26 protein-coding genes are annotated in these 25,724 nt (G+C 55.5%); 15 read left to right on the top strand and 11 right to left on the bottom strand.

Annotated elements, in window-relative coordinates:
• The first annotated feature begins 4 nt into the window (after window positions 1-4).
• The 5 genes from cyoB to NQH49_RS04880 all read left to right on the top strand — a co-directional run bounded on the left by cyoB (window position 5) and on the right by NQH49_RS04880 (window position 5,324).
• A complete protein-coding gene (gene cyoB / locus NQH49_RS04900; protein ID WP_256695797.1) occupies window positions 5-1,987 on the top strand; it encodes a cytochrome o ubiquinol oxidase subunit I in 1,983 nt (660 codons plus the stop codon).
• Window positions 1,987-2,601: a cytochrome o ubiquinol oxidase subunit III gene (locus NQH49_RS04895; protein WP_007886985.1), complete on the top strand. Its 615-nt coding sequence runs from the start codon at window positions 1,987-1,989 to the stop codon at window positions 2,599-2,601. Before cyoB ends, NQH49_RS04895 begins: the two co-directional genes overlap by 1 nt.
• Entirely contained in the window at window positions 2,601-2,930 is a 330-nt protein-coding gene (locus NQH49_RS04890) for a cytochrome o ubiquinol oxidase subunit IV (RefSeq protein WP_007886986.1), read from the top strand. The genes NQH49_RS04895 and NQH49_RS04890 overlap by 1 nt, the downstream gene beginning before the upstream one ends.
• 11 nt (window positions 2,931-2,941) lie before the next feature.
• Entirely contained in the window at window positions 2,942-3,829 is an 888-nt protein-coding gene (cyoE, locus tag NQH49_RS04885) for a heme o synthase (protein ID WP_008103945.1), read from the top strand.
• A 130-nt stretch (window positions 3,830-3,959) separates the two neighbouring features.
• Window positions 3,960-5,324: an MFS transporter gene (locus NQH49_RS04880; protein WP_256695796.1), complete on the top strand. Its 1,365-nt coding sequence runs from the start codon at window positions 3,960-3,962 to the stop codon at window positions 5,322-5,324.
• A 33-nt stretch (window positions 5,325-5,357) separates the two neighbouring features.
• Here the strand turns inward: NQH49_RS04880 and adhP are convergent, their stop codons facing one another.
• Both adhP and exaC read right to left on the bottom strand, forming a co-directional pair.
• The gene (gene adhP / locus NQH49_RS04875) at window positions 5,358-6,398 is read right to left on the bottom strand and encodes an alcohol dehydrogenase AdhP (protein ID WP_256695795.1); all 1,041 of its coding nucleotides are present in this window, start codon (window positions 6,396-6,398) and stop codon (window positions 5,358-5,360) included.
• Between the two features lie 30 nt (window positions 6,399-6,428).
• Window positions 6,429-7,949 (bottom strand): acetaldehyde dehydrogenase ExaC, encoded by a 1,521-nt coding sequence (gene exaC / locus NQH49_RS04870; RefSeq protein ID WP_256695794.1) that lies wholly within the window; start codon window positions 7,947-7,949, stop codon window positions 6,429-6,431.
• Window positions 7,950-8,007: 58 nt separating this feature from the next.
• On the opposite strand from exaC, the gene NQH49_RS04865 reads away from it, so the two are divergent.
• Both NQH49_RS04865 and NQH49_RS04860 read left to right on the top strand, forming a co-directional pair.
• Window positions 8,008-8,256 (top strand): hypothetical protein, encoded by a 249-nt coding sequence (locus NQH49_RS04865; RefSeq protein WP_256695793.1) that lies wholly within the window; start codon window positions 8,008-8,010, stop codon window positions 8,254-8,256.
• Window positions 8,225-9,997, top strand: a complete 1,773-nt coding sequence (locus NQH49_RS04860; protein ID WP_256695792.1) for a sigma-54-dependent Fis family transcriptional regulator — start codon at window positions 8,225-8,227, stop codon at window positions 9,995-9,997. The genes NQH49_RS04865 and NQH49_RS04860 overlap by 32 nt, the downstream gene beginning before the upstream one ends.
• Here NQH49_RS04860 and NQH49_RS04855 read toward each other — a convergent pair.
• A complete protein-coding gene (locus NQH49_RS04855; RefSeq protein WP_008103954.1) occupies window positions 9,994-10,485 on the bottom strand; it encodes a YajQ family cyclic di-GMP-binding protein in 492 nt (163 codons plus the stop codon). The genes NQH49_RS04860 and NQH49_RS04855 overlap by 4 nt on opposite strands.
• Before the next feature lie 125 nt (window positions 10,486-10,610).
• On the opposite strand from NQH49_RS04855, the gene panE reads away from it, so the two are divergent.
• Window positions 10,611-11,531, top strand: coding sequence for a 2-dehydropantoate 2-reductase (gene panE / locus NQH49_RS04850; RefSeq protein ID WP_256695791.1), 921 nt, complete (start codon window positions 10,611-10,613; stop codon window positions 11,529-11,531).
• A complete protein-coding gene (yajL, locus tag NQH49_RS04845; protein ID WP_256695790.1) occupies window positions 11,485-12,093 on the top strand; it encodes a protein deglycase YajL in 609 nt (202 codons plus the stop codon). Before panE ends, yajL begins: the two co-directional genes overlap by 47 nt.
• 35 nt (window positions 12,094-12,128) lie before the next feature.
• Here yajL and thiI read toward each other — a convergent pair whose 3' ends face one another.
• Window positions 12,129-13,577 (bottom strand): tRNA uracil 4-sulfurtransferase ThiI, encoded by a 1,449-nt coding sequence (gene thiI / locus NQH49_RS04840; RefSeq protein ID WP_256695789.1) that lies wholly within the window; start codon window positions 13,575-13,577, stop codon window positions 12,129-12,131.
• A gap of 237 nt (window positions 13,578-13,814) precedes the next feature.
• Here thiI and xseB point away from each other — a divergent pair, with 237 nt between their 5' ends.
• From xseB to NQH49_RS04820, 4 genes are all read left to right on the top strand, one after another.
• On the top strand, window positions 13,815-14,057 hold the full coding sequence (gene xseB / locus NQH49_RS04835) for an exodeoxyribonuclease VII small subunit (RefSeq protein WP_256695788.1): 243 nt from the start codon (window positions 13,815-13,817) through the stop codon (window positions 14,055-14,057).
• Window positions 14,057-14,956, top strand: a complete 900-nt coding sequence (gene ispA / locus NQH49_RS04830; RefSeq protein ID WP_256695787.1) for a (2E,6E)-farnesyl diphosphate synthase — start codon at window positions 14,057-14,059, stop codon at window positions 14,954-14,956. The genes xseB and ispA overlap by 1 nt, the downstream gene beginning before the upstream one ends.
• Window positions 14,957-14,975: 19 nt before the next feature.
• Complete coding sequence (gene dxs, locus NQH49_RS04825) at window positions 14,976-16,841, top strand: 1-deoxy-D-xylulose-5-phosphate synthase (RefSeq protein WP_256695786.1); 1,866 nt, start codon at window positions 14,976-14,978, stop codon at window positions 16,839-16,841.
• Between the two features lie 91 nt (window positions 16,842-16,932).
• Entirely contained in the window at window positions 16,933-17,907 is a 975-nt protein-coding gene (locus tag NQH49_RS04820; protein ID WP_256695785.1) for an aldo/keto reductase, read from the top strand.
• Between the two features lie 116 nt (window positions 17,908-18,023).
• On the opposite strand, the gene thiL is transcribed toward NQH49_RS04820, so the two are convergent.
• From thiL to nrdR, 5 genes are all read right to left on the bottom strand, one after another.
• Window positions 18,024-19,001, bottom strand: a complete 978-nt coding sequence (gene thiL / locus NQH49_RS04815; protein ID WP_256695784.1) for a thiamine-phosphate kinase — start codon at window positions 18,999-19,001, stop codon at window positions 18,024-18,026.
• 46 nt (window positions 19,002-19,047) lie between these two features.
• Entirely contained in the window at window positions 19,048-19,467 is a 420-nt protein-coding gene (nusB, locus tag NQH49_RS04810; protein WP_007887007.1) for a transcription antitermination factor NusB, read from the bottom strand.
• Between the two features lie 19 nt (window positions 19,468-19,486).
• A complete protein-coding gene (gene ribH / locus NQH49_RS04805; RefSeq protein WP_007887008.1) occupies window positions 19,487-19,957 on the bottom strand; it encodes a 6,7-dimethyl-8-ribityllumazine synthase in 471 nt (156 codons plus the stop codon).
• A 90-nt stretch (window positions 19,958-20,047) separates the two neighbouring features.
• Window positions 20,048-21,151, bottom strand: coding sequence for a bifunctional diaminohydroxyphosphoribosylaminopyrimidine deaminase/5-amino-6-(5-phosphoribosylamino)uracil reductase RibD (gene ribD, locus NQH49_RS04800; RefSeq protein WP_256695783.1), 1,104 nt, complete (start codon window positions 21,149-21,151; stop codon window positions 20,048-20,050).
• Window positions 21,152-21,154: 3 nt separating this feature from the next.
• Window positions 21,155-21,604 carry a transcriptional regulator NrdR gene (gene nrdR, locus NQH49_RS04795; protein ID WP_008103978.1) on the bottom strand — a complete coding sequence of 150 codons (450 nt, stop codon included), beginning with the start codon at window positions 21,602-21,604 and terminating at the stop codon, window positions 21,155-21,157.
• 206 nt (window positions 21,605-21,810) lie between these two features.
• On the opposite strand from nrdR, the gene lysM reads away from it, so the two are divergent.
• Together lysM and NQH49_RS04785 are read left to right on the top strand one after the other, a co-directional pair.
• A complete protein-coding gene (gene lysM / locus NQH49_RS04790) occupies window positions 21,811-22,251 on the top strand; it encodes a peptidoglycan-binding protein LysM (RefSeq protein WP_256695782.1) in 441 nt (146 codons plus the stop codon).
• Window positions 22,252-22,265: 14 nt separating this feature from the next.
• Window positions 22,266-22,826 (top strand): SadB/YajI family lipoprotein, encoded by a 561-nt coding sequence (locus NQH49_RS04785; protein WP_256695781.1) that lies wholly within the window; start codon window positions 22,266-22,268, stop codon window positions 22,824-22,826.
• Between the two features lie 56 nt (window positions 22,827-22,882).
• On the opposite strand, the gene secF is transcribed toward NQH49_RS04785, so the two are convergent.
• Both secF and secD read right to left on the bottom strand, forming a co-directional pair.
• On the bottom strand, window positions 22,883-23,851 hold the full coding sequence (gene secF / locus NQH49_RS04780) for a protein translocase subunit SecF (protein WP_256695780.1): 969 nt from the start codon (window positions 23,849-23,851) through the stop codon (window positions 22,883-22,885).
• A gap of 10 nt (window positions 23,852-23,861) precedes the next feature.
• Window positions 23,862-25,709: a protein translocase subunit SecD gene (gene secD, locus NQH49_RS04775; protein WP_256695779.1), complete on the bottom strand. Its 1,848-nt coding sequence runs from the start codon at window positions 25,707-25,709 to the stop codon at window positions 23,862-23,864.
• Between the last annotated feature and the right edge of the window lie 15 nt (window positions 25,710-25,724).

The following is a 25,724-nucleotide window of genomic DNA, read 5'->3' as shown; positions in this document are numbered from 1 at the left end:
TACGATGTTCGGAAAATTAACACTGGATGCAGTGCCATACCACGAACCCATTATCGTGGTTACGGTCGCCGCTATCATCTTAGGTGGTCTGGCACTGGTTGCTGCGATTACCTATTTTGGTAAGTGGCAGTACCTGTGGTCAGAATGGTTCACCTCCATCGACCACAAAAAACTGGGTATCATGTACATCATCATGGCGTTCGTCATGTTGCTGCGCGGCTTTGCCGATGCGGTAATGATGCGTACCCAACAAGTGATGGCTTCCGCTGGGGAAGCCGGCATACTCCCGCCACACCACTACGACCAGATCTTCACCGCTCACGGCGTGATCATGATCTTCTTCGTGGCGATGCCATTCGTGGTAGGTCTGATGAACATCGCGGTACCGCTGCAAATCGGTGCACGTGACGTTGCCTTCCCGTTCCTGAACAACCTGAGCTTCTGGTTTACCGCGATCGGTGTGATCCTGGTGAACATCTCTCTGGGTGTGGGCGAGTTTGCACAGACCGGCTGGTTGGCTTATCCGCCGCTTTCGGGTGCGGAGTACAGTCCTGGCGTCGGGGTCGATTACTGGATCTGGAGTCTCCAGCTGTCCGGTATCGGTACGACACTGACCGGTATCAACTTCTTCGTGACCATTCTGAAGATGCGTGCACCGGGCATGGACCTGTTCAAAATGCCGGTGTTCACCTGGGCATCACTGTGTACTAACGTCCTGATCATCGCTGCGTTCCCGGTACTGACCGTTACGCTGGCTCTGTTGACGCTTGACCGTTACCTTGGCTTCCATTTCTTCACCAATGAAATGGGCGGTAACATGATGATGTACGTCAACCTGATTTGGGTCTGGGGTCACCCGGAAGTGTACATCCTGGTTCTGCCGGTGTTTGGTGTCTTTGCTGAAGTCACGGCTACCTTCTCTAAAAAGCGTCTGTTCGGTTACACCTCTCTGGTGTGGGCGACCATCGCGATTACCGTCTTGTCGTTCATCGTTTGGCTGCACCACTTCTTCACCATGGGTGCGGGCGCGAACGTAAACGCCTTCTTCGGTATCATGACGATGATCATCGCTATCCCGACCGGCGTGAAAATCTTCAACTGGCTGTTCACCATGTATCAGGGTCGCGTTGAGTTCCACTCAGCGATGCTGTGGACCATCGGCTTCCTGGTGACCTTCTCGATTGGTGGTATGACAGGTGTTCTGCTGGCGGTTCCGGGTGCGGACTTCATTCTGCACAACAGCCTGTTCCTGATCGCGCACTTCCATAACGTGATTATCGGTGGTGTGGTGTTCGGTTGTATGGCTGGCGTGACCTACTGGTTCCCGAAAGCATTCGGCTTCACGCTGAATGAAAAATGGGGCATCCGCGCGTTCTGGTTCTGGATCATCGGCTTCTTCGTGGCATTCATGCCGCTGTATGCGCTGGGCTTCATGGGTATGACGCGTCGTATTAGCCAGGACATCGATCCTCAGTTCCACTCACTGCTGGTGGTTGCAGCTGGCGGTGCGGCGCTGATCGCTTGCGGTATTCTGTGCCAGATTACCCAGTTCTACGTTTCTGTGCGTGACCGCGACCAGAACCGCGATCTGACCGGTGACCCGTGGGGTGGACGTACGCTGGAGTGGGCAACCTCTTCACCGCCGCCGTTCTACAACTTTGCTGTTATCCCGCATATCCACGAGCGCGATGCGTTCTGGGAAATGAAAGAGAAAGGCGAAGCGTACAAGCAGCCAGAAAAATATGAAGAAATTCATATGCCGAAAAACAGCGGCGCAGCTGTTGTTATCGCGGCCCTGATGACTGTCTTCGGTTTCGCCATGATCTGGCATATCTGGTGGCTGGCTGGCCTCACCTTCGTGGGTACTATCGTCACCTGGATTGTGAAGAGCTTCGATGAAGACGTGGATTACTACGTGCCGGTTGCTGAAGTCGAGCAGATCGAGAAGAAGCACTTTGACGAAATCAGCAAAGCAGGTCTGAAATAATGTCAACTGAAACTGCAAAACACCACCACGACGCCCATGCGGAGCATGGGCATCACGATGCAGGAGCCAATAAAGTCTTTGGCTTCTGGATCTACCTGATGAGTGACTGCATTATCTTCGCAACCCTGTTTGCGACCTATGCAGTAATGGTCAATAACACTGCCGGTGGCCCGGCAGGTAAAGACATCTTCGAACTGCCGTTCGTTCTGGTCGAAACCGCGCTGCTGCTGCTCAGCTCCATTACTTATGGAATGGCAGTGATTGCGATGAACAACCAGAACAAAGGTTCGGTCATCAGCTGGTTAGCGTTGACCTTCCTGTTCGGTGCTGGCTTTATCGGCATGGAAATCTATGAATTCCATCACCTGATCAAAGAAGGCTTCGGTCCCGATCGCAGCGGCTTCCTGTCAGCGTTCTTCACGCTGGTCGGCACGCACGGTCTGCACGTGACCTCTGGCCTGATCTGGATGGCAGTGATGATGTTCCAGATTTCTAAACGTGGTCTGACTGCAACCAACCGCACCCGTATCATGTGCCTCAGCTTGTTCTGGCACTTCCTGGATGTGGTTTGGATCTGCGTATTCACCGTTGTCTACCTGATGGGAGCCATGTAATGAGTCATTCTGTTAACGAACATGGCGCTTCGCACGGTAGCGTGAAGTCTTACATGATCGGCTTCGTCCTCTCTATCATCCTGACCGGTATTCCGTTCTGGATGGTAATGGATGGCGGCGCTTCACACGGCACTATTCTGGGTGTGGTTCTGGTGTGTGCGGTAGTTCAGGTGCTGGTTCACCTCGTCTACTTCCTGCACTTAGACAGCAAATCAGAAGGTGGCTGGAACATGGTGGCCATCGTCTTCTCAGCACTCATTATCTTGATTGTTGTTGTAGGCTCACTGTGGATTATGTGGAACCTCAACTACAACATGATGGCCCACTAAAGAGTCGCGTAATGATTAAGCAATACCTGCAAGTAACAAAACCAGGAATTATTTTCGGCAATTTAATTTCTGTGATCGGTGGATTCCTGCTGGCTTCGAAAGGCAGCATTGATTACACCCTGTTTCTCGCCTCGCTGGTGGGCGTATCGCTGGTTGTCGCATCAGGTTGTGTTTTTAACAACGTGATTGACCGCGATATCGACATCAAAATGGAGAGAACGCGGAACCGTGTTCTGGTCAAAGGCCTGATCTCGGCGAAAGTAAGCCTGGTTTATGCAACCGCATTGGGTATTGCTGGCTTTGCGTTGCTGTATTTCGGCGCTAACCCGCTGGCCATGTGGCTGGCGGTGATGGGCTTCGTGGTTTACGTAGGCGTTTACAGCCTCTATATGAAGCGTAACTCTGTCTACGGCACGCTGATTGGTAGTCTCTCTGGCGCTGCGCCGCCGGTGATTGGCTACTGCGCAGTGACCAACCAGTTTGATGCTGGCGCGTTGATTTTACTGGCTATCTTTAGCCTGTGGCAGATGCCGCACTCCTATGCGATTGCCATCTTCCGCTTTAAAGATTACCAGGCTGCCAACATTCCGGTTCTGCCGGTGGTGAAAGGCATCTCAGTGGCAAAAAATCATATTACGCTGTATATCCTGGCGTTCATGATTGCCACGCTGATGCTGACCCTTGGCGGTTACGCGGGCTACAAATATCTGGTGGTGGCTGCAGCCGTTAGCGTGTGGTGGCTCGGCATGGCACTTTCAGGTTACAAAACCTCAAACGACAAAGTTTGGGCACGTAAACTGTTTGTGTTCTCGATTGTCGCTATCACCGCCCTGAGCGTGATGATGTCGGTTGATTTCATGACGCCAGCGTCGAAGGATTTGCTGACTTACGTCTGGTAATTCAGCTCCGCAAAACCAGAAAGGGCGCGAATTTCGCGCCCTTTCTTTTTGTTACCACTGCTTAAGAACAAATGTTTTACCCGCCCTGCCCTGCTGCCTAAAATGGGCGCAGTATAATTTTGAGGTAAACATGAACGACAATAAAATGACGCCAGTAGAGCTACGCGCTACATGGGGTTTAGGTACCGTTTTTTCCCTGCGCATGCTGGGAATGTTTATGGTCTTGCCGGTACTCACCACGTACGGCATGGCGTTACAGGGCGCCAGTGAAACACTGATTGGTCTAGCAATCGGTATCTATGGTTTGGCACAAGCCATCTTCCAGATTCCCTTTGGTCTGCTCTCCGATCGCGTCGGCCGTAAGCCACTGATCGTCGGCGGACTGCTGCTGTTCGTTTTCGGCAGCGTAATCGCCGCCACCTCCGACACCATTTGGGGCGTGATTTTAGGCCGCGCATTACAAGGTTCCGGCGCGATTGCCGCCGCGGTAATGGCGTTGCTGTCGGACTTAACCCGTGAACAGAACCGCACCAAAGCGATGGCGTTTATCGGCATCAGCTTTGGCGTCACCTTTGCCATTGCCATGGTAGTTGGCCCGATTGTCACCCACGCGCTCGGCTTGCACGCGCTGTTCTGGATGATCGCCATCCTCGCGACGCTGGGCATCGTCATCACCTTATTTGTGGTACCGAATGCGCCAAATCATGTATTGAACCGTGAGTCCGGCATGGTGAAAGGCAGCATCCGTGCGGTGCTGACCAATCCAAAACTGTTAAAACTGAATATCGGCATTCTCTGCCTGCACATTCTGTTGATGTCGAGCTTCGTGGCGCTGCCGGGACAGTTTGAACAAGCCGGTTTACCGGCGGCAGAACACTGGAAAGTTTATCTGGTGACCATGCTGGTGGCGTTTGTCGCTGTGGTGCCTTTCATTATCTATGCCGAAGTGAAGCGCCGCATGAAGCGCGTGTTCGTTGGCTGCGTGGCGATCATCATCATCGCGGAAATCGTATTGTGGGGCGCGGCAGGCCACTTCTGGACGCTGGTGATTGGCGTGCAGCTGTTCTTCCTCGCCTTCAACCTGATGGAAGCGATTCTGCCATCGCTGATCAGTAAAGAGTCGCCGCCGGGCTATAAAGGCACCGCTATGGGCATTTACTCCACCAGCCAGTTCATTGGCGTGGCGATTGGCGGCAGCATGGGCGGATGGATCTATGGTCATGTAGATGCACAAACCGTGTTCCTGGTCGGCGCGATCGTCGCGGCTGCCTGGCTGTTTGTGGCAATGTCGATGCAGGAACCGCCTTACGTTAGCAGCCTGCGCATTATGCTCAGCGATGCGGTGCTGGCGGTGCCAAACCTTGAGAAGCGTTTAAAAGCGCAGCCCGGCGTGGCGTCGGTGTTTATCGTGCCGGAAGAGAAAAGTGCCTACATCAAAATCGACAGCAAAGTGACGAGCCGCGTCGAACTTGAAGCGCTGCTCGCCAGCTGTTAAATGACCAGCCCGACCACTGCGTCGGGCTTTTTGTTACAGCGACATATCCACCACAATACGCCCTTCAATCTTGCCAGCGTGCATACGCGCGAAGATATCGTTGATATTCGTCAGCGGTTCAACCGCCACGGTGGCTTTCACCTTGTGACGACCGGCGAAATCCAGCGCTTCCTGCAGATCTTTGCGCGTACCGACGATGGAACCGCGCACCGTAATGCCGTCCAACACCATATCGAAAATCGACAGATCGAATTTGCCCGGCGGCAAACCGTTCAGCACCATGGTGCCGCCACGACGCAGCGTACCAATCGCCTGTTCGAACGCTTTTGGTGAAACCGCCGTGACCAGCACGCCGTGCGCACCGCCAAAACTCTCCTGGAACACCTTGGCCGGATCGACATTTTTCGCATTCGCCACCACGCTGGCACCGAGACGTTTAGCAAACTCCAGCTTCTCATCATCGATATCCACCGCCGCCACGTTCAGACCCATCGCCACCGCGTACTGCACCGCCATATGCCCTAAGCCGCCGATACCGGAAATCACCACCCAATCGCCAGGTTTGGTATCGGTCATTTTCAGCCCTTTATACACGGTAACGCCCGCACAGAGGATTGGCGCGATTTCGTTGTAATCGACGTTATCCGGAATGATGCCGACATAGTTGGCATCGGCGAGGCAGTATTCCGCGAAGCTGCCATTCACTGAGTAACCGGCATTTTGCTGCGACAGACACAGCGTTTCCCAGCTATCGAGACAGTGTTCGCAGTGACCGCACGCCGAATAGAGCCATGGCACACCGACGCGATCGCCCATTTTCAGGTGCTTAACGCCCTCGCCCAATGCAACCACCTGGCCAACACCTTCGTGGCCCGGAATAAATGGCGGATTAGGTTTAATCGGCCAGTCGCCTTCGGCGGCGTGGAGATCGGTATGGCATACGCCGGTCGCCGCGATTTTCACCAAAATCTGCCCCGGCCCGACCTGCGGCACCGGCACCTGCTCAATCACTAACGGTTCACCAAAAGCCTTCACAACGGCGGCTTTCATGGTGGTTTTGATTTGCATATTCATCTTTCACTCTCCATTTGATCGGATGCGGACTCAGAACAGGCCCAAAGGCGCGGTGCCATAGCTAACCAGCAGATTTTTGGTTTGTTGATAGGCGCTGAGCGCCATCTTGTGCGTCTCACGGCCCACCCCCGATTGCTTGTAGCCGCCGAATGCCGCGTGAGCGGGATAGATGTGATAGCAGTTGGTCCAGACGCGACCGGCTTTAATGCCGCGTCCCATGCGATAAGCCAGATTGGTGTCGCGCGTCCACACGCCCGCACCAAGACCGAACTGGGTTTCGTTGGCGATGGCGAGCGCTTCTGCCTCATCCTTAAAGGTGGTAACACCAATCACCGGGCCAAAAATCTCCTCCTGGAAACAACGCATCTGGTTGGTTCCTTTGATTAAGGTCGGCTGAATGTAGAATCCATCATTCAGCTCGGTGGCCATGCTGGCGCGATCGCCACCGGTGAGAATCTGCCCGCCTTCGTCGCGAGCGATGTTGATATACGACAGGATTTTATCGAATTGCTGGCGTGAAGCCTGCGCGCCAATCATGGTGTCGCTATCTAGTGGATCGCCACGACGGATATTCGCCACCTTTGCCATCACGCGATCCATAAAGGGTTGATAGATCGATTCGTGAATCAACGCGCGTGACGGACAGGTACAGACTTCGCCCTGATTGAAGAAACCGAGCACTAACCCTTCCACCGCTTTCTCAATAAACTCATCCTCGCCGTCCATTACATCGGCAAAGTAGATATTCGGCGACTTGCCGCCCAGCTCGACGGTGCAGGGAATGATGTTTTCGGCGGCACAGGCCATGATGTGACGACCCACCGGCGTTGAACCGGTAAAGGCGATTTTAGCGATGCGTTTGCTGGTCGCCAGCGCTTCACCCGCTTCACGACCAAAGCCCTGCACCACATTCAACACGCCAGCCGGGAACAGATCGCCAATCACCTCCATCAGCAGCGTAATGCCCAGCGGCGTCTGTTCCGCCGGTTTCAGCACCACACAGTTCCCCGCCGCCAGCGCCGGCGCCAGTTTCCACGCCGCCATTAACAGCGGGAAGTTCCACGGAATGATCTGCCCAACCACGCCGAGCGGCTCATGGAAGTGATACGCCACGGTGGTTTCATCGATCTCCGCAGTGCTGCCCTCTTGCGCCCGCAGGCAACCGGCGAAGTAACGGAAGTGATCCACCGCCAGCGGCAGATCGGCATTCAGGGTTTCGCGGATTGGTTTCCCGTTATCCCAGCTCTCCGCTACGGCCAGTTTTTCGAGATTGGCCTCAATACGGTCCGCCACCTGCAGCAGGATGTTGGCACGATGCTGCACGCTGGTTTTTCCCCAGGCATCGGCCGCCTGATGCGCCGCGTCCAGCGCTAAATCGATATCACGCGCATCCGAACGCGGAAACTGGGCGATATCACTGCCATTCACTGGCGAGGTGTTGGTGAAGTATTGGCCGCTGAGCGGCTCGACGAATTTGCCCGCAATGTAGTTGCCGTAAGTCGCCTGAAATGAAACCAAAGCGCCGGGCGTGCCGGGATGTGCATAACGCATCGCAAACTCCTTTATGTAGGGTCAGATAATCTGAAAGGTCAGTCGCCATTCAGAGAACATGCTGTCAAAGAAGCTATTGCAGCGGGCGTGCCAGCTTTTTTCATCAGCTGATTATTTGAAAAAATATAAATTTAATCATCAAGTTATAAACCCACGTGTGGCTTGGTTTGCAGATGTTGTGCAGAAAAGTTCACCATCTGTGTTGCGTATCGCAACAGTACAGAAACCAACCCGCTACAATGCTGCAACACTTTCGCTTGGGCATGAGGTCATCAATGCAGGGAAATCCATCCGCGTCTGCCGTTAACACCAATCCGCTGTTAAGCGACTCCTGGTTTCGTAGCCAGCTGTATGGTCTCGATCGCACCGCCGATGATTTTCCTCGTGTTCGTCAGGGTGAACTGGCCGATGTGCTCGCCAGCAATGCCGGGCTGCAGCAGTTCGCGCAGCCGGTTATTAAACAGCTGGCGCAGAGACTGGCCGAGAAGCAATCGGTGGTGATTCTGTCGGATGCCACCGGTTTGGTGTTGAATACCTTTGGCGATATGCCTTCGATGGAAAAAGCCCAACGTTATGCGCTGGCGCCGGGCAATTTGTGGAGTGAATGCGGGCGTGGTACCAATGCGATTGGCACCGCGCTGGCGATTGATGACGGCTGCGAAATTGAAGGTCATCAGCACTTCCTGACGCTCAATCAAGGCTTGTACTGCGCGGCGATGCCGCTGCAAATGCCGAACGGCCAAATTGCTGGCGTGCTGGATATTTCCGGCCCGGCGCACTTCCCGCATCCGCAAACCTTTAATTGGGTGAAAGCGGCGGCGAAACAGATCGAATACCTGTGGGTAAAACAGAGCCTGCATCCGCAGCAATGGTTGATGAGCCTGCATCTGCAGCCGCAGGGCATCGATACCAGCGATGAACTGCTGCTGGTGTTCTCGGACAACGTCCTGACCGCCGCTAATCGTCTGGCGATGCGCGAACTGGCGCTGAGCGTCGAACAACTCGGCAGCGTGACCTTTCAACAACTGTTCCCGCAACAGCAGCAGCAAGCCAACACCATTCCCGTTCCGCTCGATTACGCCGCGCAGCGCTACTATTTCCGCCTGCGTGCGCCGCAGCGCAGCCATTTTGCCACGCCGAGCGAATCCGCCAGCGATCTGCCCTTCTCGCTGGGCCGCGATGGCAAGAAGATGGTGCGGCTGCTCAATGCCGGCGTTTCACTGTGCATTCACGGCGAAACCGGCAGCGGCAAAGAGTATGTCAGCCGCGCGCTGCATCAGCAGAGCCGCTGGCGCGAAGGTAAATTCGTTGCCATTAACTGCGCGGCTATCCCAGAAGCGCTGATTGAATCTGAGCTGTTTGGCTATCAACCCGGCGCGTTCACCGGTGCCAGCAAGAATGGCTATATCGGTAAAATCCGTGAAGCGGATGGCGGCGTGCTGTTTCTCGATGAAATTGGCGATATGCCGCTGGCGCTGCAAACCCGCTTGCTACGCGTGTTGCAGGAGAAAGAGGTGGCGCCACTCGGCTCCAGCCACAGCTGGCCGGTAAATTTTGCGGTGATCAGCGCCACGCACCGCGATTTGGCACAGCGCGTAAATGAAGGCGAATTCCGCGAAGATTTGCTCTATCGCCTGCAGGAATTCTCAATGACCATTCCGCCGCTGCGCGACTGGCCGGACGTAGAAGGTTTTATCAGCCGTTTATGGCTGGAGCTGGGCGGCGCGGATCGTGATATTCAGCTTTCACCTGCTTTATTAACAGCACTGGCACAGCTGCCGTGGCCGGGCAACGTGCGGCAATTGCGTAGCTTGTTACGCGTGCTGCTGGCGCTGGCGGATGAAGGTGAGGAAGTCACTGAGGTGCATTTGCCGGCCGAGTATCGTCGCGCGGCGTTGCCGCCACAGCCCGATCGGCAGAGTCATGATGAACGGTTGATCAGCGAAACGCTGCAGCGCTTTAATGGCAATATCAGTAAAACGGCGGAAGCCTTAGGCGTCGCACGCAGCACGCTCTATCGTCGTGCGGCGCGCGACAAACGCGATTAGTCGCGGAAGTTTTTGAACTGGAAAGGCTGACCGAGGTTGCCACCGCGCACCAGCGCCATCGCACCTTGCAGATCGTCGCGTGACTTACCGGTTACGCGCAGTTCTTCACCCTGAATCTGCGTCTGCACTTTCAGCTTGCTGTCTTTAATCAGCTTCACCAGCTTTTTCGCGATATCGCTTTCGATACCTTTCTTCAGCTTGGCTTCCACCGACCAGCTTTTACCGCTGTGCACGATCTCTTCTGGCACTTCAATCGCCGCGCCTTCAATGCCACGCTTCAGCAGCTTTTCGCGCAGAATATCCACCAGCTGCTTTACCTGAAAATCAGATTCGCTGCTGAGTTTGATGGTCTCATTCTTTTCGTTGAGCTCAATGGTTGCGCTCACGTTACGGAAATCGAAACGGGTTGAGATCTCGCGGCTCGCATTCTCCACGGCATTTCGCACTTCCGACAATTCGACTTCGGAAACGATATCGAAAGATGGCATCTTTTCTTCTCCTGATACTAAAGTGACATGCATAATACGCGTCTTGTGGCGCTAATAAAACACGATACATGGAAAGCTATACTGACTCGTAACGTGAAAACCGGAACCCGCCCACGGGAGGCAAAATGAAAATTACCGTGTTGGGGTGTGGCGCCTTAGGTCAAATTTGGCTCGCCGCTCTCGCCCGTCAGGGACATGAGGTGCAGGGTTGGTTACGTGTGCCGCAGCCGTATTGCTCCGCCAACGTGGTCGATCCGCAAGGCCAGGTGAGCAATCACACCTTTATCGCCAACGATCCGCTGTTCCTCGCCGAAAGCCAGCTATTACTGGTGACGCTCAAAGCGCCGCAGGTTTCTCCTGCAGTGAAAAACCTGCAAAGCGTGCTGCCGACGCACGCGCCGATTCTGCTGCTGCATAATGGTATGGGTACGCTGGAAGAGTTGAAAGACCTGCGCCAGCCGCTGCTGCGCGGCATTACCACGCACGCCGCGATGCGCGACGGCACGGTGATCAAACATATCGCGCACGGCATCACGCACATTGGTCCTGCTAATCGCGAGAGCGCCGCGCTGAGCGATATCGCCGATATTCTGCATCAGGCGCTGCCGGACGTGGCCTGGCATGACAACATCGCCGCCGCCAGCTGGCGCAAGCTGGCCATCAACTGCGTAATCAACCCGATGACCGTTGAACACGATTGCCAAAACGGTGCGCTGCGTGCCTGGCCGGAACAAATAACGTTGCTGTGCGAAGAGATCGCCTGGGTGATGGAGCGCGAAGGTCAGCACATGGCGGTGGATAATCTGCGCGATATTATTTACGACGTGATCGATAGCACCGCTGCCAATACCTCATCGATGCTGCAGGATGTGCGGGCGCAGCGTCTGACCGAAATTGATTACATCACCGGTTACCTCTTGCGTCGCGCCCGCGCGCAGGGCATTTCACTGCCGGAAAATACCCGTTTGTACGATCTGATTAAACGTAAGGAGTCCTACTATGAGCGCGAACGCATCGGTTCTGGTTTGCCTGGCACATGGAAGTGAAGAGACCGAAGCGGTCACCACTATCGATTTGCTGATACGCGGCGGATTAAGCGTCACCACCGCCAGCGTGGAGAGCGATGGCACGCGTGAGATCGTCTGCTCGCGCGGTGTGCGGCTGCTGGCGGATGCGCCTTTGGTTGAGGTCGCGGACAACGATTACGATGCGATTGTACTGCCCGGCGGTTTGAAAGGCGCGGAGACTTTCCGCGACAGCCCATTGCTGGTGGAAACCGTGCGCCAGTTCCATCTCTCCAGCAAAATTGTGGCGGCAATTTGTGCCGCGCCGGGCACGGTTTTGGTCACGCACGATCTGTTTCCCGTCGGCAATATGACCGGTTTTCCCGGCCTGCGTGACACCATTCCAGACAGTAAATGGATGGAGCGCCGCGTAGTGTGGGATCCGCGCGTTAATCTGCTGACCAGCCAGGGACCGGGCACCGCGATTGATTTTGCGTTGAAGCTGATTGATTTGCTGGTGGATAAAGAGACCGCGCGTGAAGTGGCTTCACAGCTGGTACTGGCGGCGGGAATTTATAATTATCAGGAGTTTGAAGAGCGTTAATTGGCAGAGGTCGCCATAAATGGCGACCCTACTAATTACGGGCGATAAACTTTTACGTTTTTGAAGCCCTGCTCGTGCAGATAGAGCGCCTGCAGGCGACTCATCACACCGCGATCGCAATACAGCAGCCAGGTTTTGCTCTGGTCCAAATCGCCAAACTGGGTGCTGAGTTTGTAGAACGCCAACGTTTTCACTTCAACGCCTTCAACTTCCAGCGGCTTTGCTTCCTGCTCATCGGCCGAACGGATATCCAGCACTACGTCGTTGCGGGTGAAAGAGTCAACGGTTTCAACTTCCACCACTTCTTCTTCCGTCTGCTCGGCGATTTCACGGATGTCGACGTTGCTGGCTTCCTGCACCACGCGATTAAGAATCTCGAAATCGAAGTTTTGCTCTTCCGCTTCGATCTTGCCCTTCACCGCTTTAACGGTTGGGCTTTTCGAAATCACACCGCAATACTCTGGCATGGTGCGGGCAAAATCTTCAGTGCCGATCTTACGCGCCACATCGATGATGTGCTCTTTATCATGGGAGATCAGCGGACGCAGAATCAGCGTATCGGAGGCGTTATCGATCAAACGCAGGTTAGTCAGCGTCTGGCTGGAAACCTGGCCCAGCGCTTCGCCGGTCACCAGCGCCTGCACGCCGTAACGCTCCGCCACCATCGACGCCGCACGCACCATCATGCGCTTTAGCACCACGCCCATTTGGCCGTCGTCCACTTTCTCCAGAATCTCACCGACTACCGGCTCGAAGTTGATCGCCACGAAACGCACGCGGTGCGAGCGACCAAAACGCTGCCAGAGATAATGCGCAACCTGACGCACGCCTATCTCGTGTGCCGCACCGCCAAGGTTGAAGAAGCAGTAATGCACGCGGCAACCGCGGCGCATCAGCATATAGCTCGACACGCCGGAGTCGAAACCGCCGGAAATCAGTGACAGCACATCTTCCTGGGTACCAATCGGGAAACCGCCTAAGCCTTCATAGCGTGCGGTGATCAGCAACAGGCGATCGTCTTCGATCTCCAGATTCACCGTTTCCTCCGGGCGATTGAGCTGCACGCGCGCGCTGGCGATGTGCTGATTAAGGCCGCCGCCCACATAGCGTTCCACGTCCTGCGAGCTGAAGCTGTGCTTGCCGCGACGCTTCACGCGCACGCAGAAACTTTTGCCTTCCAGACGCTCGCGGTTCAGCACCAGCGTCTGCTCGAAAATATCGTGCATATCGGTGTACGAGCGATCTTCTACCGCGAGCACATGATGTATGCCCGGAATGCGCGTCAGTTCGGTGACAAGGGTCTCACGCAGCGACTCATTTTTAGAACGCACTTCAATGTGGTCCCAATGGCGCACGACTTTGATGTCTTCATCGACAGTGCGCAGAATATTACGAATGCTACTGGAGAGAATTTTGATAAAGCGCAGACGCACCGACTGACTTTTGATGGTGATTTCTGGGAACAACTTGACGATAAACTTCATGGCGACAGGGATTCGTTTGGACAAATAAGTGCTAAAAGCATCAGCACTTAACTGTTAAAATCATATAATTGCGGGTTGATTCAGGAGCCCCCGCATCCGAGGCGCAAAAGTATACCACCTTTGCTGGGTGACTGCTTTAAGCAACCTTCTTCACATTCATTATTTTGCTAATTAATCCCTGTCGGCTACCATGACCAATTGCAAGATAATGTCCTAACCTGTGAGTCGACACTGATTATGCCGAAAAAAGCCGAAGCGCCAGCCAGTTTTGAAAGCGCATTGCAGCAGCTGGAACAGATTGTCAGCCGTCTGGAAAGTGGCGAGCTGCCGCTGGAGCAGGCGCTGAACGAATTCGAACACGGCGTACAATTGGCACGTACCGGTCAGCAAACTCTGCAGCAGGCAGAGCAGCGCGTGCAAATCCTGCTCAGCGAAGAGAAAGATGCCGCCCTCGCCCCTTTTACCCCGGAAAATGAGTAATGGATTTCGCTAAACTGCTGAGCGCTTACCATCAACGCGTTAATCAGGCCTTGACGCGTTTAATAGATCCACTTCCTTTTCAGAGTTCTCCTCTGGTGAATGCCATGGAGTATGGGGCATTATTAGGCGGTAAGCGTCTGCGTCCCTTTCTGGTGTACGCAACAGGTGAAATGCTGAAGGCCGATGCGGCCAGCCTGGATGTTCCGGCTGCGGCCGTGGAATGCATTCATGCTTATTCCCTGATTCATGACGATCTGCCGGCGATGGATGACGATGCGTTACGCCGCGGGCAGCCAACCTGCCATATAAAATATGGTGAAGACACGGCGATTCTCGCCGGCGATGCTTTGCAAACTCTGGCCTTTTCGATTCTGGCCGATCAGCCGATGCCCGGCGTCAACGCCGAAGCGCGTATTGCGATGATTTCCGAACTGGCGCAGGCCAGCGGCGTGGCAGGCATGTGCGGCGGTCAGGCGTTGGATTTGGCGGCGGAAGGAAAAAGTATCGATCTGGCGCAGCTGGAACAGATTCACCGTCATAAAACCGGCGCGTTAATACGTGCAGCGGTACGTCTTGGCGCATTAGCCGCCGGGGAGCGTGGCCGCGCCGCGTTGCCGGTGCTGGATATCTACGCCAACGCCATCGGACTGGCGTTTCAGGTGCAGGATGACATCCTCGATGTAATCGGCGATACCGCCGTGTTAGGGAAAACACAGGGCTCAGATCAGGCGTTGGGTAAAAGCACCTATCCTGCATTGATGGGGCTGGAAAATGCCCGCAGTAAAGCCTGGGATCTTTATCAAGAGGCGCTCGGCGCGCTCGATATTCTGGCGGCACAGTCTTACAACACACTCGCCTTACAAGCGCTGGCAAGCTTCATAATTGAACGCGATAAATAACTTTCATAATGAGTCTCTGATGAGTTTTGATATTGCAAAATACCCGACACTGGCGTTAGCCAACACGGTTCAGGAATTACGTTTATTACCGAAAGAAAAACTTCCGGAGCTGTGTGACGAACTGCGTCAGTATCTGCTGGATAGCGTGAGCCGTTCTTCCGGCCACTTTGCATCGGGTCTGGGCGTCGTCGAGCTAACAGTCGCGCTGCATTATGTTTATAACACCCCCTTTGATCATCTGGTGTGGGACGTCGGCCATCAGGCTTATCCGCACAAAATTCTAACCGGACGCCGCGATCGCATCGGCACCATCCGCCAGAAAAATGGCCTGCATCCGTTCCCGTGGCGCGGAGAGAGTGAGTACGACGTGTTAAGCGTGGGTCACTCTTCCACCTCAATCAGCGCCGGTCTCGGCATGGCCGTTGCCGCCGAGCGTGAAGGTAAAGGCCGCCGCACCGCCTGTATCATTGGCGATGGCGCGATCACAGCGGGCATGGCGTTTGAAGCCATGAACCACGCCGGTGACATCAAGCCGGATATGCTGGTGATCCTCAACGATAATGAGATGTCGATCTCCGAAAACGTGGGCGCACTCAACAATCGTCTGGCACAGATTCTCTCCGGAAAAACCTATTCACGCCTGCGCGAAGGCGGCAAGCGTGTATTGGGCGGTTTGCCGCCGATTAAAGAGCTGGTGAAACGCACCGAAGAGCACCTGAAGGGCATGGTGGTGCCGGGCACGCTGTTTGAAGAGCTGGGCTTTAACTATATCGGCCCGGTGGATGGCCACGACGTGCTGACGCTGGTGAGCACGCTGAAGAACATGCGCGATCTGAAAGGTCCGCAGTTCCTGCACATTATGACCAAAAAGGGCAAAGGTTATGCCCCGGCGGAAGAAGATCCGATCACCTGGCATGCGGTACCGAAATTCGATCCCGCCAGCCTAGCGCTGCCGAAAAGCGTGCCGGGCTTGCCAAGCTACTCAAAGATTTTCGGCAACTGGCTGAGTGAAATGGCCGCTGACGATGCGCGTTTGATGGCGGTCACGCCAGCGATGCGTGAGGGTTCCGGCATGGTGAGCTACTCGCGCGATTATCCGCAACAATATTTTGATGTGGCGATTGCCGAGCAGCACGCCGTGACGTTCGCGGCGGGCATGGCAATTGGTGGTTACAAACCGGTTGTGGCGATCTACTCAACCTTCCTGCAGCGCGCCTACGATCAGCTGATCCACGACGTCGCCATCCAGAAATTGCCGGTGCTGTTTGCTATCGATCGCGGCGGCATTGTCGGCGCGGATGGTCAAACTCATCAGGGCGCATTTGATATCGCGTTCTTACGCTGCGTGCCAGAGATGGTGATCATGACGCCAAGCGATGAAAACGAATGTCGTCTGATGTTGTACACCGGTTATCACTATCAGGCTGGCCCAAGTGCGGTACGTTACCCGCGCGGTACCGGCACCGGCGCAACGCTGGAACCGCTGGCGAGCTTGCCGCTGGGTAAAGGCATCGTGAAGCGTCACGGCGAAAAGCTGGCGATCCTTAACTTCGGTACCTTACTGCCAGAAGCCGCTGCCGCTGCGGAAGCGCTGAATGCCACGCTGGTGGATATGCGTTTTGTGAAGCCACTCGACGAGGCATTGATCGCCGAACTGGCGGCCAGCCACGATTCGCTGGTTACGCTGGAAGAAGGCGCCATTAAAGGCGGTGCCGGTAGCGGCGTCAACGAGTACGTGATGGCAAAACGCCTGCGCGTGCCAGTGCTCAACCTCGGTCTGCCGGATGAGTTCATCCCACAAGGTACGCAGGAAGAAGTGCGTCAGGATTACCAACTGGATGCCGCCGGTATTCAGCAGCAAATCGCTGACTGGCTCGCCCAGTAATCTGCCCGGCTCGCTCACCGCCCGGTGAGCGAGCCTGCTGCTATGCTTAGGGAACGATTTCCCTCAAGCATAAGAGCAGGAGCCCAAATACATGAAAACCATTCCCTTAGGCCAGACCGACTTACAGGTTTCGCGTCTCTGTTTAGGCTGCATGACTTACGGCGATCCCACGCGCGGAAACCACGCATGGACGCTGCCCGAAGAGAGCAGCCGACCGTTAATTAAGCAGGCGCTGGAAGCCGGCATCAACTTCTTCGATACCGCTAACAGCTATTCCGATGGCAGCAGTGAAGAGATCGTGGGCCGCGCACTGAAAGATTTTGCCCGCCGCGATCAGGTTGTGGTCGCCACCAAGGTCTATTTCCCGCTAAGCAATCTGTCACAAGGCCTATCGCGCAAGAATATCCTGCAATCCGTCGATGACAGCCTGACGCGTCTTGGCATGGAGTACGTCGATCTGCTGCAAATCCATCGCTGGGATTACGACACGCCGATTGCAGAGACGCTGGAAGCGCTGCATGACGTAGTGAAATCTGGCAAGGCGCGTTATATCGGCGCATCATCAATGCACGCATCGCAATTTGCTCAGGCGCGGGATCTGCAGAAGCAGAATAACTGGGCGCGCTTTGTCAGCATGCAGGATCAGTACAACCTGATTCAGCGTGAGGAGGAGAATGACATGCATCCGCTGTGTCAGCGCGAAGGGATCGCGGTGCTGCCGTGGAGCCCGCTGGCGCGCGGTAAACTCACGCGTCCTTGGGGCGAAACCACCGCACGTTCGGTGTCGGATAATGTGATGGAAAAGCTGTATACCGGCACAGAAGAGAACGATGCGGCGATTGCCGAGCGTCTGGCTAACGTTGCCGCCGATAAAGGCGTGACGCGCGCGCAGGTCGCGCTGGCGTGGCTATTACATAAACCGGCGGTCACCGCGCCGATTATTGGTGCCTCGCGCGAGCAGCAATTCGCCGAGCTGGTGAAAGCGGTGGATGTAGAGTTGAGTGAGAATGAAATTGCCGAACTGGAGACGGTGTATCAACCGCATCCGGTGGTGGGATTTGAGTAAGGCAGACTATCCCTCACCCCAGCCCTCTCCCGCAAGCGGGCGAGGGAGCAGCACGTGCAGTCCCTACCTAATAGTCCCCTCTCCCACTTGTGGGAGAGGGTTAGGGTGAGGGCAATTCACTTCGCACCGAAGTGATCAAACCCTTGCAAATCCACGCTGCGCGGCTTGCCGTTCTCCAGCAAACTCAGCCCTTCCGATTCCGGTGCAATTTGCCCAATGCAGGTATAAGGCACGCCAAAATGCCCTAACGCCACATCGAGCGCGCCACGGTTCACTTCCGGCACGGTAAAGCACAGCTCATAATCTTCGCCGCCGCTTAACGCCCATTTCAGCACCAATTCAGGCTCGAAGTGATCGCGCAGGGCTGCTGATAGCGGTAACGCGTCGAGATTGATGCGCGCACCAACGCGGCTGGCGGTCAGCACATGGCCGAGATCGGAAATCAGGCCATCAGAGATATCGATTGCCGAGGTCGCCAATCCACGCAGCGCCTGGCCTTGCAGCACGCGCGGCATCGGACGCAGATGGCGTTTGATCAACGCTTCGTGCACCGCCGGATCGTTCAGGCGATGGCGATGTTGCAGCAGCGACAAACCGGCTGCGCTGTCACCCAAGGTTCCGGTGACAAAAATCCAGTCGCCGGGCCTCGCGCCCGAACGTTTCAGCGCCCTTCCCACCGGCACTAAACCGTGAATGCCGAGCGTCATGCTCAGCGGTCCGCGCGTGGTATCGCCGCCAATCAGCTGCATATCGTAATAATCCAGCAGCTCAAACAGGCTATCGCTAAAGGCCGCTACCCACGCTTCATCGATTTCAGGCAGCGTTAATGCCAGCGTCAGCCAGGCCGGATCGGCGCCCATGGCGGCTAAATCGCTGAGGTTAACGGCGACGGCTTTGTAGCCGAGATCGGCGGGATGGATATCACGTAAGAAGTGGACGCCCGCAACCAGCGTGTCGGTGCTGATGGCAAGTGTCTGTTTTTCTGGCACGTTGAGTAACGCACAGTCGTCACCAATTCCTTTCTCCACATCGCGGCGGGAGCTGGTGACGCGGTTAAAGTAACGTGCGATCAGTTCGAATTCACCACAAGACATAAGTCAGGTCTCAATGAGAAAAAGGCCGGAAAACCGGCCTTTAAGACTATTTTTTATTCGGTCGAATTTGCGGGGCAGCTTTGTCGAGGACACCGTTGACGAATTTGTGGCTGTCTTCAGCACCAAACACTTTTGCCAACTCAATGCCTTCGTTGATGGCCACTTTATACGGCACATCAGAACGCTTGCTCAGCTCATACAGCGAAATACGCAGGATGGCTTTTTCTACCTGGCCCAGCTCTTCCAGCTGACGCGACAGGTAAGGCTTCATCAGACCGTCCAGGTACGCGCTGTTAGTCGCCACACCGGCCAGCAATTCGCGGAAATAGCTAATATCGACGTCTTTGACGTCTTGTTCCGCCAGAAACTGGTATTCCACATCGGCAATGTCGTTCTTAGACAGCTGCCAGGAGTAAAGCGCCTGGACAGCGCACTCACGGGCGCGACGACGAGCAGCAGGTTTCACAAAATTCCCCTTACAAAAATCAGGCTTTGATGGCTTTCAATACGTTGATCATTTCGAGTGCAGTCAGGGCCGCTTCGGCACCTTTATTCCCTGCTTTCGTGCCGGCGCGTTCAATCGCCTGCTCGATATTTTCAGTGGTCAACACGCCGAAGGTCACCGGGATTTCGCTGGTCATCGCGACATGCGCAATGCCCGAACTGGCTTCACCGGCCACATATTCGAAATGTGCGGTGCCGCCACGAATCACGGTGCCCAACGCAACAATGGCGTCGTGCTTACCGGCTTTCGCCAGTGCGCGTGCTGCCAGCGGCAGTTCGTATGCACCCGGAACCCAGACAACGGTGATGTTATCTGCTTTCACCTGGCCGATGCGCTTAAGTGCGTCAATCGCGCCGTCCAGCAGGCTGTCATTAATGAAGTTGTTAAAACGCGCAATTACGATGGCAATGTTTGCATCAGGCGTGGCAACAGGAGCTTCGATAACTTTCATACATATCCTTTGGGTTGTTTTATGGCCCCGCAGAAGGGGGCGGATTCTATCATACTCTTTGGCGACGCGCTCAGGCTTTTCCGCGCGCTTTCAACGCGGTGTCAGCGTCAGGCGCAGGTCCTCGCCCACCAGGCGCACATCGCTAAAATTCAGAGCCGGCGCATCGGCCAGCTGTTCCAGTCCCGGCAGCGTACACAGGCCGCGAGCAGCATTGCCTAACAGCTTCGGCGCCATGTAAACGATCAGCTCATCCACCAGCCCAGCTTGCAGCAGCGCGCCCGCTAAACCGGCACCGGCTTCTACCCACACGCTGTTGATCTGCCGCTGGCCGAGCAACATCATCATCGCCACCAGATCCAGCTGTTCGCCACGCTGTGGCACGGCGATCTGGGTCACGCTGGCGGGCCACGCTTGTTCATCGGGTTCGCTGCGCATCAGCCAGGTTTCGCCCGGTTGGTCAATCAAACGGTGTTGCGGCGTGACACGCTGTTGGCTGTCAATCACCACGCGCACCGGCTGGCGCAGCTGGCTTTCATCGAGCTGCTCACGCACCTCTTCATTCAATTCACTCCAGCGCACCGTTAACGATGGGTTATCTGCTAACACGGTGGCGCTGGTGCTAAGAATAGCTGAACTCTGCGCGCGTAAACGTTGCACATCGCGCCTTGCGGCTGCGGAGGTGATCCACTGACTTTCGCCACTCGCCATCGCGGTGCGCCCATCAAGGGATGCGCCGAGTTTCAGCTGGATCCATGGGAATCCGGTGCGCATGCGTTTCAGAAAACCCCGGTTCAGCGCTTCCGCTTCGTTCATCATCAGGCCATGACTGACGTCGATGCCCGCCTGCTGTAAACGATAGAGTCCACGTCCCGCCACCTGCGGATTGGGATCCTGCATCGCAGCGACTACGCGCGTCACGCCAGCGGCAATCAGCGCATCGCAGCACGGCGGCGTGCGCCCATGATGACTGCAAGGTTCCAGCGTGACATACGCGGTTGCGCCAGCGGCACGTTCGCCCGCCATGCGCAGCGCGTGCACTTCGGCATGCGGTTCGCCGGCGCGCTGATGCCAGCCTTCGCCGACAATCTCGCCTTCGCGTACAATCACGCAGCCGACATTCGGATTCGGTGTGGTGGTAAAGCGTCCGCGGCGCGCCAGTTCCAGCGCGCGCGCCATATAGCGTTCGTCAGTCATGGATTAGTCCTGTAGGCGGGCGATCTCTTCACCAAAATCGCGAATATCTTCGAAGCTGCGATAGACCGAGGCAAAGCGAATGTAGGCGACTTTATCGAGTTTTTTCAGCTCATCCATCACCAGATTGCCGATCAGTGCGCTTGGCACTTCGCGTTCGCCGGTGGCGCGCAGCTGGGTTTTAATATGATTGACCGCGCTCTCAACCGCATCGGCGCTCACCGGGCGTTTTTCCAGCGCCTTGATCATGCCGCTGCTGAGCTTGTCTTCATTGAAGGGTTCACGCACATCATTGCTTTTCACCACGCGCGGCATCACCAGCTCCGCTACTTCAAAGGTGGTAAAACGCTCATGACACACCAGACACTGACGACGGCGACGCACCGACGATCCTTCACTAACCAGACGAGAATCAATCACTTTGGTGTCCACAGCGGAGCAGAATGGGCAATGCATGAGGCTTCCTGATGCGAGATAAATAGGCCACACAGTGTAGCGCGATCGCGGCACAAAATGTATGTGTGTGGCACATAATGTGTGAATCGCGATTTGTGACATTAAGCCAAATGCATGACATCTCCCTCATGTTACCTCGTCCAAAAACCACTACGCTTAGAGAGCCGCCAGCAAGGCGGCCAACATCATAAAAATCTGGAGGATGTATGGGTCTGTTTGATTTCGTGAAAGATGCTGGAGAAAAACTGTGGGATGCCGTGAGTGGCGGCGGCGACGATGCCAGCAAGAAATTGCAGGATCACATTAACAAACTCGGTTTGCCCGACAGCGATAAGGTCAAGGTAGATGTGAAAGGCGATACCGTGACCGTGACCGGTGATGGCATCTCTCAGGAGTTGAAAGAGAAGATTCTGGTCGCAGCCGGTAACGTCGCGGGGATCACCAAGGTCGATGACAAGGTCACCACCAGCGATGCCGCTACGCCCGCGAAGTTCTACACCGTGAAAAAAGGCGATACCTTGAGTGCGGTATCGAAAGAGGTCTACGGAAATGCTAATCAATACAACAAGATTTTCGAGGCGAACAAGCCAATGCTGACGCATCCTGATAAGATCTACCCTGGCCAGGTTTTACGTATTCCCGAATAAAGAAAGGACATTGCATGACGATCAGGACGTTTTGGGCTCCGGCAGCATTCTCTTTGCTGGTTCTCGGTGGTTGCAGTTCAACGCCGGTTTCACCGCAGGTCAAAGAGTTGCATCAGGAAGTGAGTCAGCTTAATCAGCAGATGCGCAAGCTGACCAATCAGGCAACGGCGCTGGAGATTCAGGGACAGCTGAACAGCCAATCCAACCAGGGCGCGTGGCTGTTGCCGCAAGCCAATACGCCGGTGGAACTGCAGACGCAGCTGGGTAAACTGCGCTTGTCACTCTCGCAGGTGGCGGGTGAAGCCAGCGGCAGTCGCGCCAACCTGAATATCCGCTCGACCGATGACCAGCCGATTCCGGCGCTGCGCGCTACCGTGGTTTGGGGCGAAATGGATCCGGCCAGCGGCAAACCGCTTACCGCGGGCAGCCTGAGCCAGACCATCGACGTTCCCGCCGAGTTAATGCCACGCAGTTCGGTTAGCGTGCCGCTGCGACTCAGCGGGTTAACCCCGGATCAACTCGGCTACGTGCGCGTGCACGATGTTGAGCCTTCAGCCGCGAAAAGCATGCCCTGATCGACAGGCATAAAAAAAGGGCTGCCATTGGCAGCCCTTTCTATTTTCACGCAGAATTACGGCAGAATCGAAGGCTGATCTGCGCCCTCTTTTTCCACTTTCTGCACCAGCATGTGTTCACGCTTCATGCCCAGTTTCAACGCCAGCGCTGAAGAGACATAAATCGATGAAATGGTACCGATGGTGACACCGATCAGCATGGTCAGTGAGAAGCCTTTCAGCAACGCACCACCAAACACGAACAGGATCATGATCATCGCCAGCGTAGTGATGGAGGTGATCAAGGTACGGCTCAGCGTCTGGGTCAGCGACACGTTGGTGATGTCGTAAGAAGAACCGCGACGGATTTTGCGGAAGTTCTCACGAATACGGTCAGAGACCACGATCTTATCGTTAAGCGAGTAACCAATCACCGACATTAGCGAGGCGACAATCGTCAGATCAATTTCAACCCGTGATAGCGCCAGAATTCCGCAGGTGATGATCACATCGTGCGCCAGCGCCAGTACGGTACCCAGCGCCAAACGCCACTCAAAGCGGAAGCCGATGTAGATCAGAATCGCAATCAGCGCCGACAGCAGCGCCATTGCGCCAGCCTGCGCCAGATCGCTACCCACGCTTGGGCCAACGAACTCGACACGCTTAACGGTGGCGTTCTGCTGCGTGGTCTGGCTAATGGAAGCCAGCACTTTGTTGCCCAGTTCGGTGCCAGCATTGCCGGTTGCCGGAGGCATACGCACCATCACATCGCGGCTGCTACCAAAGTTCTGCACCAGCGGCTCTTCAAAGCCCGCTTTCACCAAGCCTTCGCGTAGCGCATCAAGATCCGCCGGTTTTTCCAGGTTAATCTCAATCACCGTTCCGCCGGTAAAGTCGAGGCCCCAGTTGAAGCCTTTGACAGCGACGATGGCGATAGACGCCACAATCAGCAGACCGGAGATGATGAAAGCCAGCTTATCCCAGCGCATAAAGTCGACGACTTTACGCCCGTGGTTTAGCTGCTCAATACTATATTCCTGTGCCACAACGCACTCCTCAGATAGACAGCTTGTTGATGCGTTTGCCGCCGTACACCAGGTTAACGATGGCACGGGTGCCGACGATAGCGGTAAACATTGAGGTTGCGATACCGATAGCGGTAGTAATCGCAAAGCCTTTAATTGAACCGGTACCGACCGCATAAAGAATGATGACTTTAATCAGCGTAGTGACGTTGGCGTCGACGATACTGGAGAAGGCGCCTTTATAGCCTTCATGAATCGCCTGCTGTACCGAGCGTCCGTTACGCAACTCTTCTTTAATACGTTCGTTAATCAACACGTTAGCATCGACCGCAACCGCCAGCGTCAACACGATACCAGCAATACCCGGCATGGTGAGCGTTGCACCCGGCAGCAGTGACATGATGCCGACAATCAGCACCAGGTTACACAGCAGTGCGCTGGTCGCGATAAGACCAAACTTCTTGTAGAACACCACCATGAACAGGATGGAGGCGATCAAACCCCACAGGCAGGCTTCAAGGCCTTGTGTGATGTTCTGCTGACCCATGGTTGGGCCGATAGTCCGCTCTTCTACAATCTGGATTGGTGCAATCAACGCACCCGCGCGCAGCAGCAGCGACAGCTGACGTGCTTCGTTTGGATTGTTGATGCCGGTGATACGGAAGCTGTTACCGAGGCGCGACTGAATGTTCGCCACGTTAATTACTTCTTCCTGTTTCACCAGAATCGAACGGCCGTTGGCATCTTTCTTACCGCTGTCTTTGTACTCCACAAACAGGGTCGCCATCGGCTTGCCGATGTTGTCCTTGGTGAAGTTCGACATCATGTTGCCGCCTGCGCCATCCAGTGAAATGTTCACCTGCGGCTGGTTGTACTCATCCATGCTCGACGTGGAATCGGTAATGTGATCACCGGTCAGAATCACACGCTTGTACAGCACCACTGGCTGCCCTTCACGGGTTTTCTTCACTTCCGAATCGCCTGGCACACGGCCGCTGGCCGCGGCGGTTGGATCTACGCTGGTGTTCACCAGACGGAATTCCAGCGTGGCAGTTGCGCCCAAAATCTCTTTAGCGCGCGCGGTGTCCTGAATACCCGGCAGTTCCACCACGATACGGTCAGAACCCTGACGCTGCACCAGCGGTTCGGCAACGCCGAGCTGGTTCACACGGTTACGCAGAATGGTGATGTTTTGCTGCACCGCATATTCACGCGCTTCGCTCAGGCGCGCATCACTCATCACCGCACGCAGCGCATCGCTGCCCTGGCTTGAGATCACCAGATCGCGGTGGCGAGTAGACAAGTAGCTGATTGCCGCGTCACGGCTGGCGCCATCACGGAAACGCACTTCTACGCCATAGTTCGCGATTTTATTAACGGTGGTATACGGAATGCTTTTGTCGCGCAGGTCGCTGCGCAGGCTGTCGGCGTTCTGCTCTTGCAGTTTGCCCAGAGCCGTATCCATATCCACTTCCATCAGGAAGTGAACGCCGCCGCGCAGATCGAGACCGAGTTTCATCGGTTCTGCGGCCAGCATGCTCAGCCAGCGAGGGGTTGCCGGCGCAAGGTTGAGTGCCACAATGTAGTCTTCGCCCAGCGCGGTGGTGATAGCATCACGCGCGCGCAGCTGCGCATCCTGCGTTGCAAAGCGGGCCAGAATGGCACCATTTTCCAGAGCGAGGGATTTGCTCTCGATATTGTCTTGTTTTAATACGGTCTGGATCTGATCCAACGTTTGCTCACTGGCGGCGCCACCGCGCGCACCAGTGATCTGAACGGCCGGATCCTCACCATAAAGGTTAGGAAGCGCATAGAGCAGGCCGACGAGAATCACGACGACCAGCATGATGTACTTCCACAAAGGATAACGGTTTAACACGGCAGTTCCCTTCGG

Source organism: Pantoea trifolii, assembly GCF_024506435.1.
In the GTDB taxonomy this organism is placed as follows: Bacteria; Pseudomonadota; Gammaproteobacteria; order Enterobacterales; family Enterobacteriaceae; genus Pantoea; species Pantoea trifolii.
This window is presented reverse-complemented; position numbering and strand designations above follow the sequence as displayed.

Excerpts from the sequence above, each read along its gene's own strand:
- cyoB (WP_256695797.1), top strand. The coding sequence starts at position 5 with ATGTTCGGAAAATTAACACTGGATGCAGTGCCATACCACGAACCCATT.
- NQH49_RS04895 (WP_007886985.1), top strand. The coding sequence starts at position 1,987 with ATGTCAACTGAAACTGCAAAACACCACCACGACGCCCATGCGGAGCAT.
- NQH49_RS04890 (WP_007886986.1), top strand. The coding sequence starts at position 2,601 with ATGAGTCATTCTGTTAACGAACATGGCGCTTCGCACGGTAGCGTGAAG.
- cyoE (WP_008103945.1), top strand. The coding sequence starts at position 2,942 with ATGATTAAGCAATACCTGCAAGTAACAAAACCAGGAATTATTTTCGGC.
- NQH49_RS04880 (WP_256695796.1), top strand. The coding sequence starts at position 3,960 with ATGAACGACAATAAAATGACGCCAGTAGAGCTACGCGCTACATGGGGT.
- adhP (WP_256695795.1), bottom strand. The coding sequence starts at position 6,398 with ATGAATATGCAAATCAAAACCACCATGAAAGCCGCCGTTGTGAAGGCT.
- exaC (WP_256695794.1), bottom strand. The coding sequence starts at position 7,949 with ATGCGTTATGCACATCCCGGCACGCCCGGCGCTTTGGTTTCATTTCAG.
- NQH49_RS04865 (WP_256695793.1), top strand. The coding sequence starts at position 8,008 with ATGCTGTCAAAGAAGCTATTGCAGCGGGCGTGCCAGCTTTTTTCATCA.
- NQH49_RS04860 (WP_256695792.1), top strand. The coding sequence starts at position 8,225 with ATGCAGGGAAATCCATCCGCGTCTGCCGTTAACACCAATCCGCTGTTA.
- NQH49_RS04855 (WP_008103954.1), bottom strand. The coding sequence starts at position 10,485 with ATGCCATCTTTCGATATCGTTTCCGAAGTCGAATTGTCGGAAGTGCGA.
- panE (WP_256695791.1), top strand. The coding sequence starts at position 10,611 with ATGAAAATTACCGTGTTGGGGTGTGGCGCCTTAGGTCAAATTTGGCTC.
- yajL (WP_256695790.1), top strand. The coding sequence starts at position 11,485 with ATGAGCGCGAACGCATCGGTTCTGGTTTGCCTGGCACATGGAAGTGAA.
- thiI (WP_256695789.1), bottom strand. The coding sequence starts at position 13,577 with ATGAAGTTTATCGTCAAGTTGTTCCCAGAAATCACCATCAAAAGTCAG.
- xseB (WP_256695788.1), top strand. The coding sequence starts at position 13,815 with ATGCCGAAAAAAGCCGAAGCGCCAGCCAGTTTTGAAAGCGCATTGCAG.
- ispA (WP_256695787.1), top strand. The coding sequence starts at position 14,057 with ATGGATTTCGCTAAACTGCTGAGCGCTTACCATCAACGCGTTAATCAG.
- dxs (WP_256695786.1), top strand. The coding sequence starts at position 14,976 with ATGAGTTTTGATATTGCAAAATACCCGACACTGGCGTTAGCCAACACG.
- NQH49_RS04820 (WP_256695785.1), top strand. The coding sequence starts at position 16,933 with ATGAAAACCATTCCCTTAGGCCAGACCGACTTACAGGTTTCGCGTCTC.
- thiL (WP_256695784.1), bottom strand. The coding sequence starts at position 19,001 with ATGTCTTGTGGTGAATTCGAACTGATCGCACGTTACTTTAACCGCGTC.
- ribH (WP_007887008.1), bottom strand. The coding sequence starts at position 19,957 with ATGAAAGTTATCGAAGCTCCTGTTGCCACGCCTGATGCAAACATTGCC.
- ribD (WP_256695783.1), bottom strand. The coding sequence starts at position 21,151 with ATGACTGACGAACGCTATATGGCGCGCGCGCTGGAACTGGCGCGCCGC.
- nrdR (WP_008103978.1), bottom strand. The coding sequence starts at position 21,604 with ATGCATTGCCCATTCTGCTCCGCTGTGGACACCAAAGTGATTGATTCT.
- lysM (WP_256695782.1), top strand. The coding sequence starts at position 21,811 with ATGGGTCTGTTTGATTTCGTGAAAGATGCTGGAGAAAAACTGTGGGAT.
- NQH49_RS04785 (WP_256695781.1), top strand. The coding sequence starts at position 22,266 with ATGACGATCAGGACGTTTTGGGCTCCGGCAGCATTCTCTTTGCTGGTT.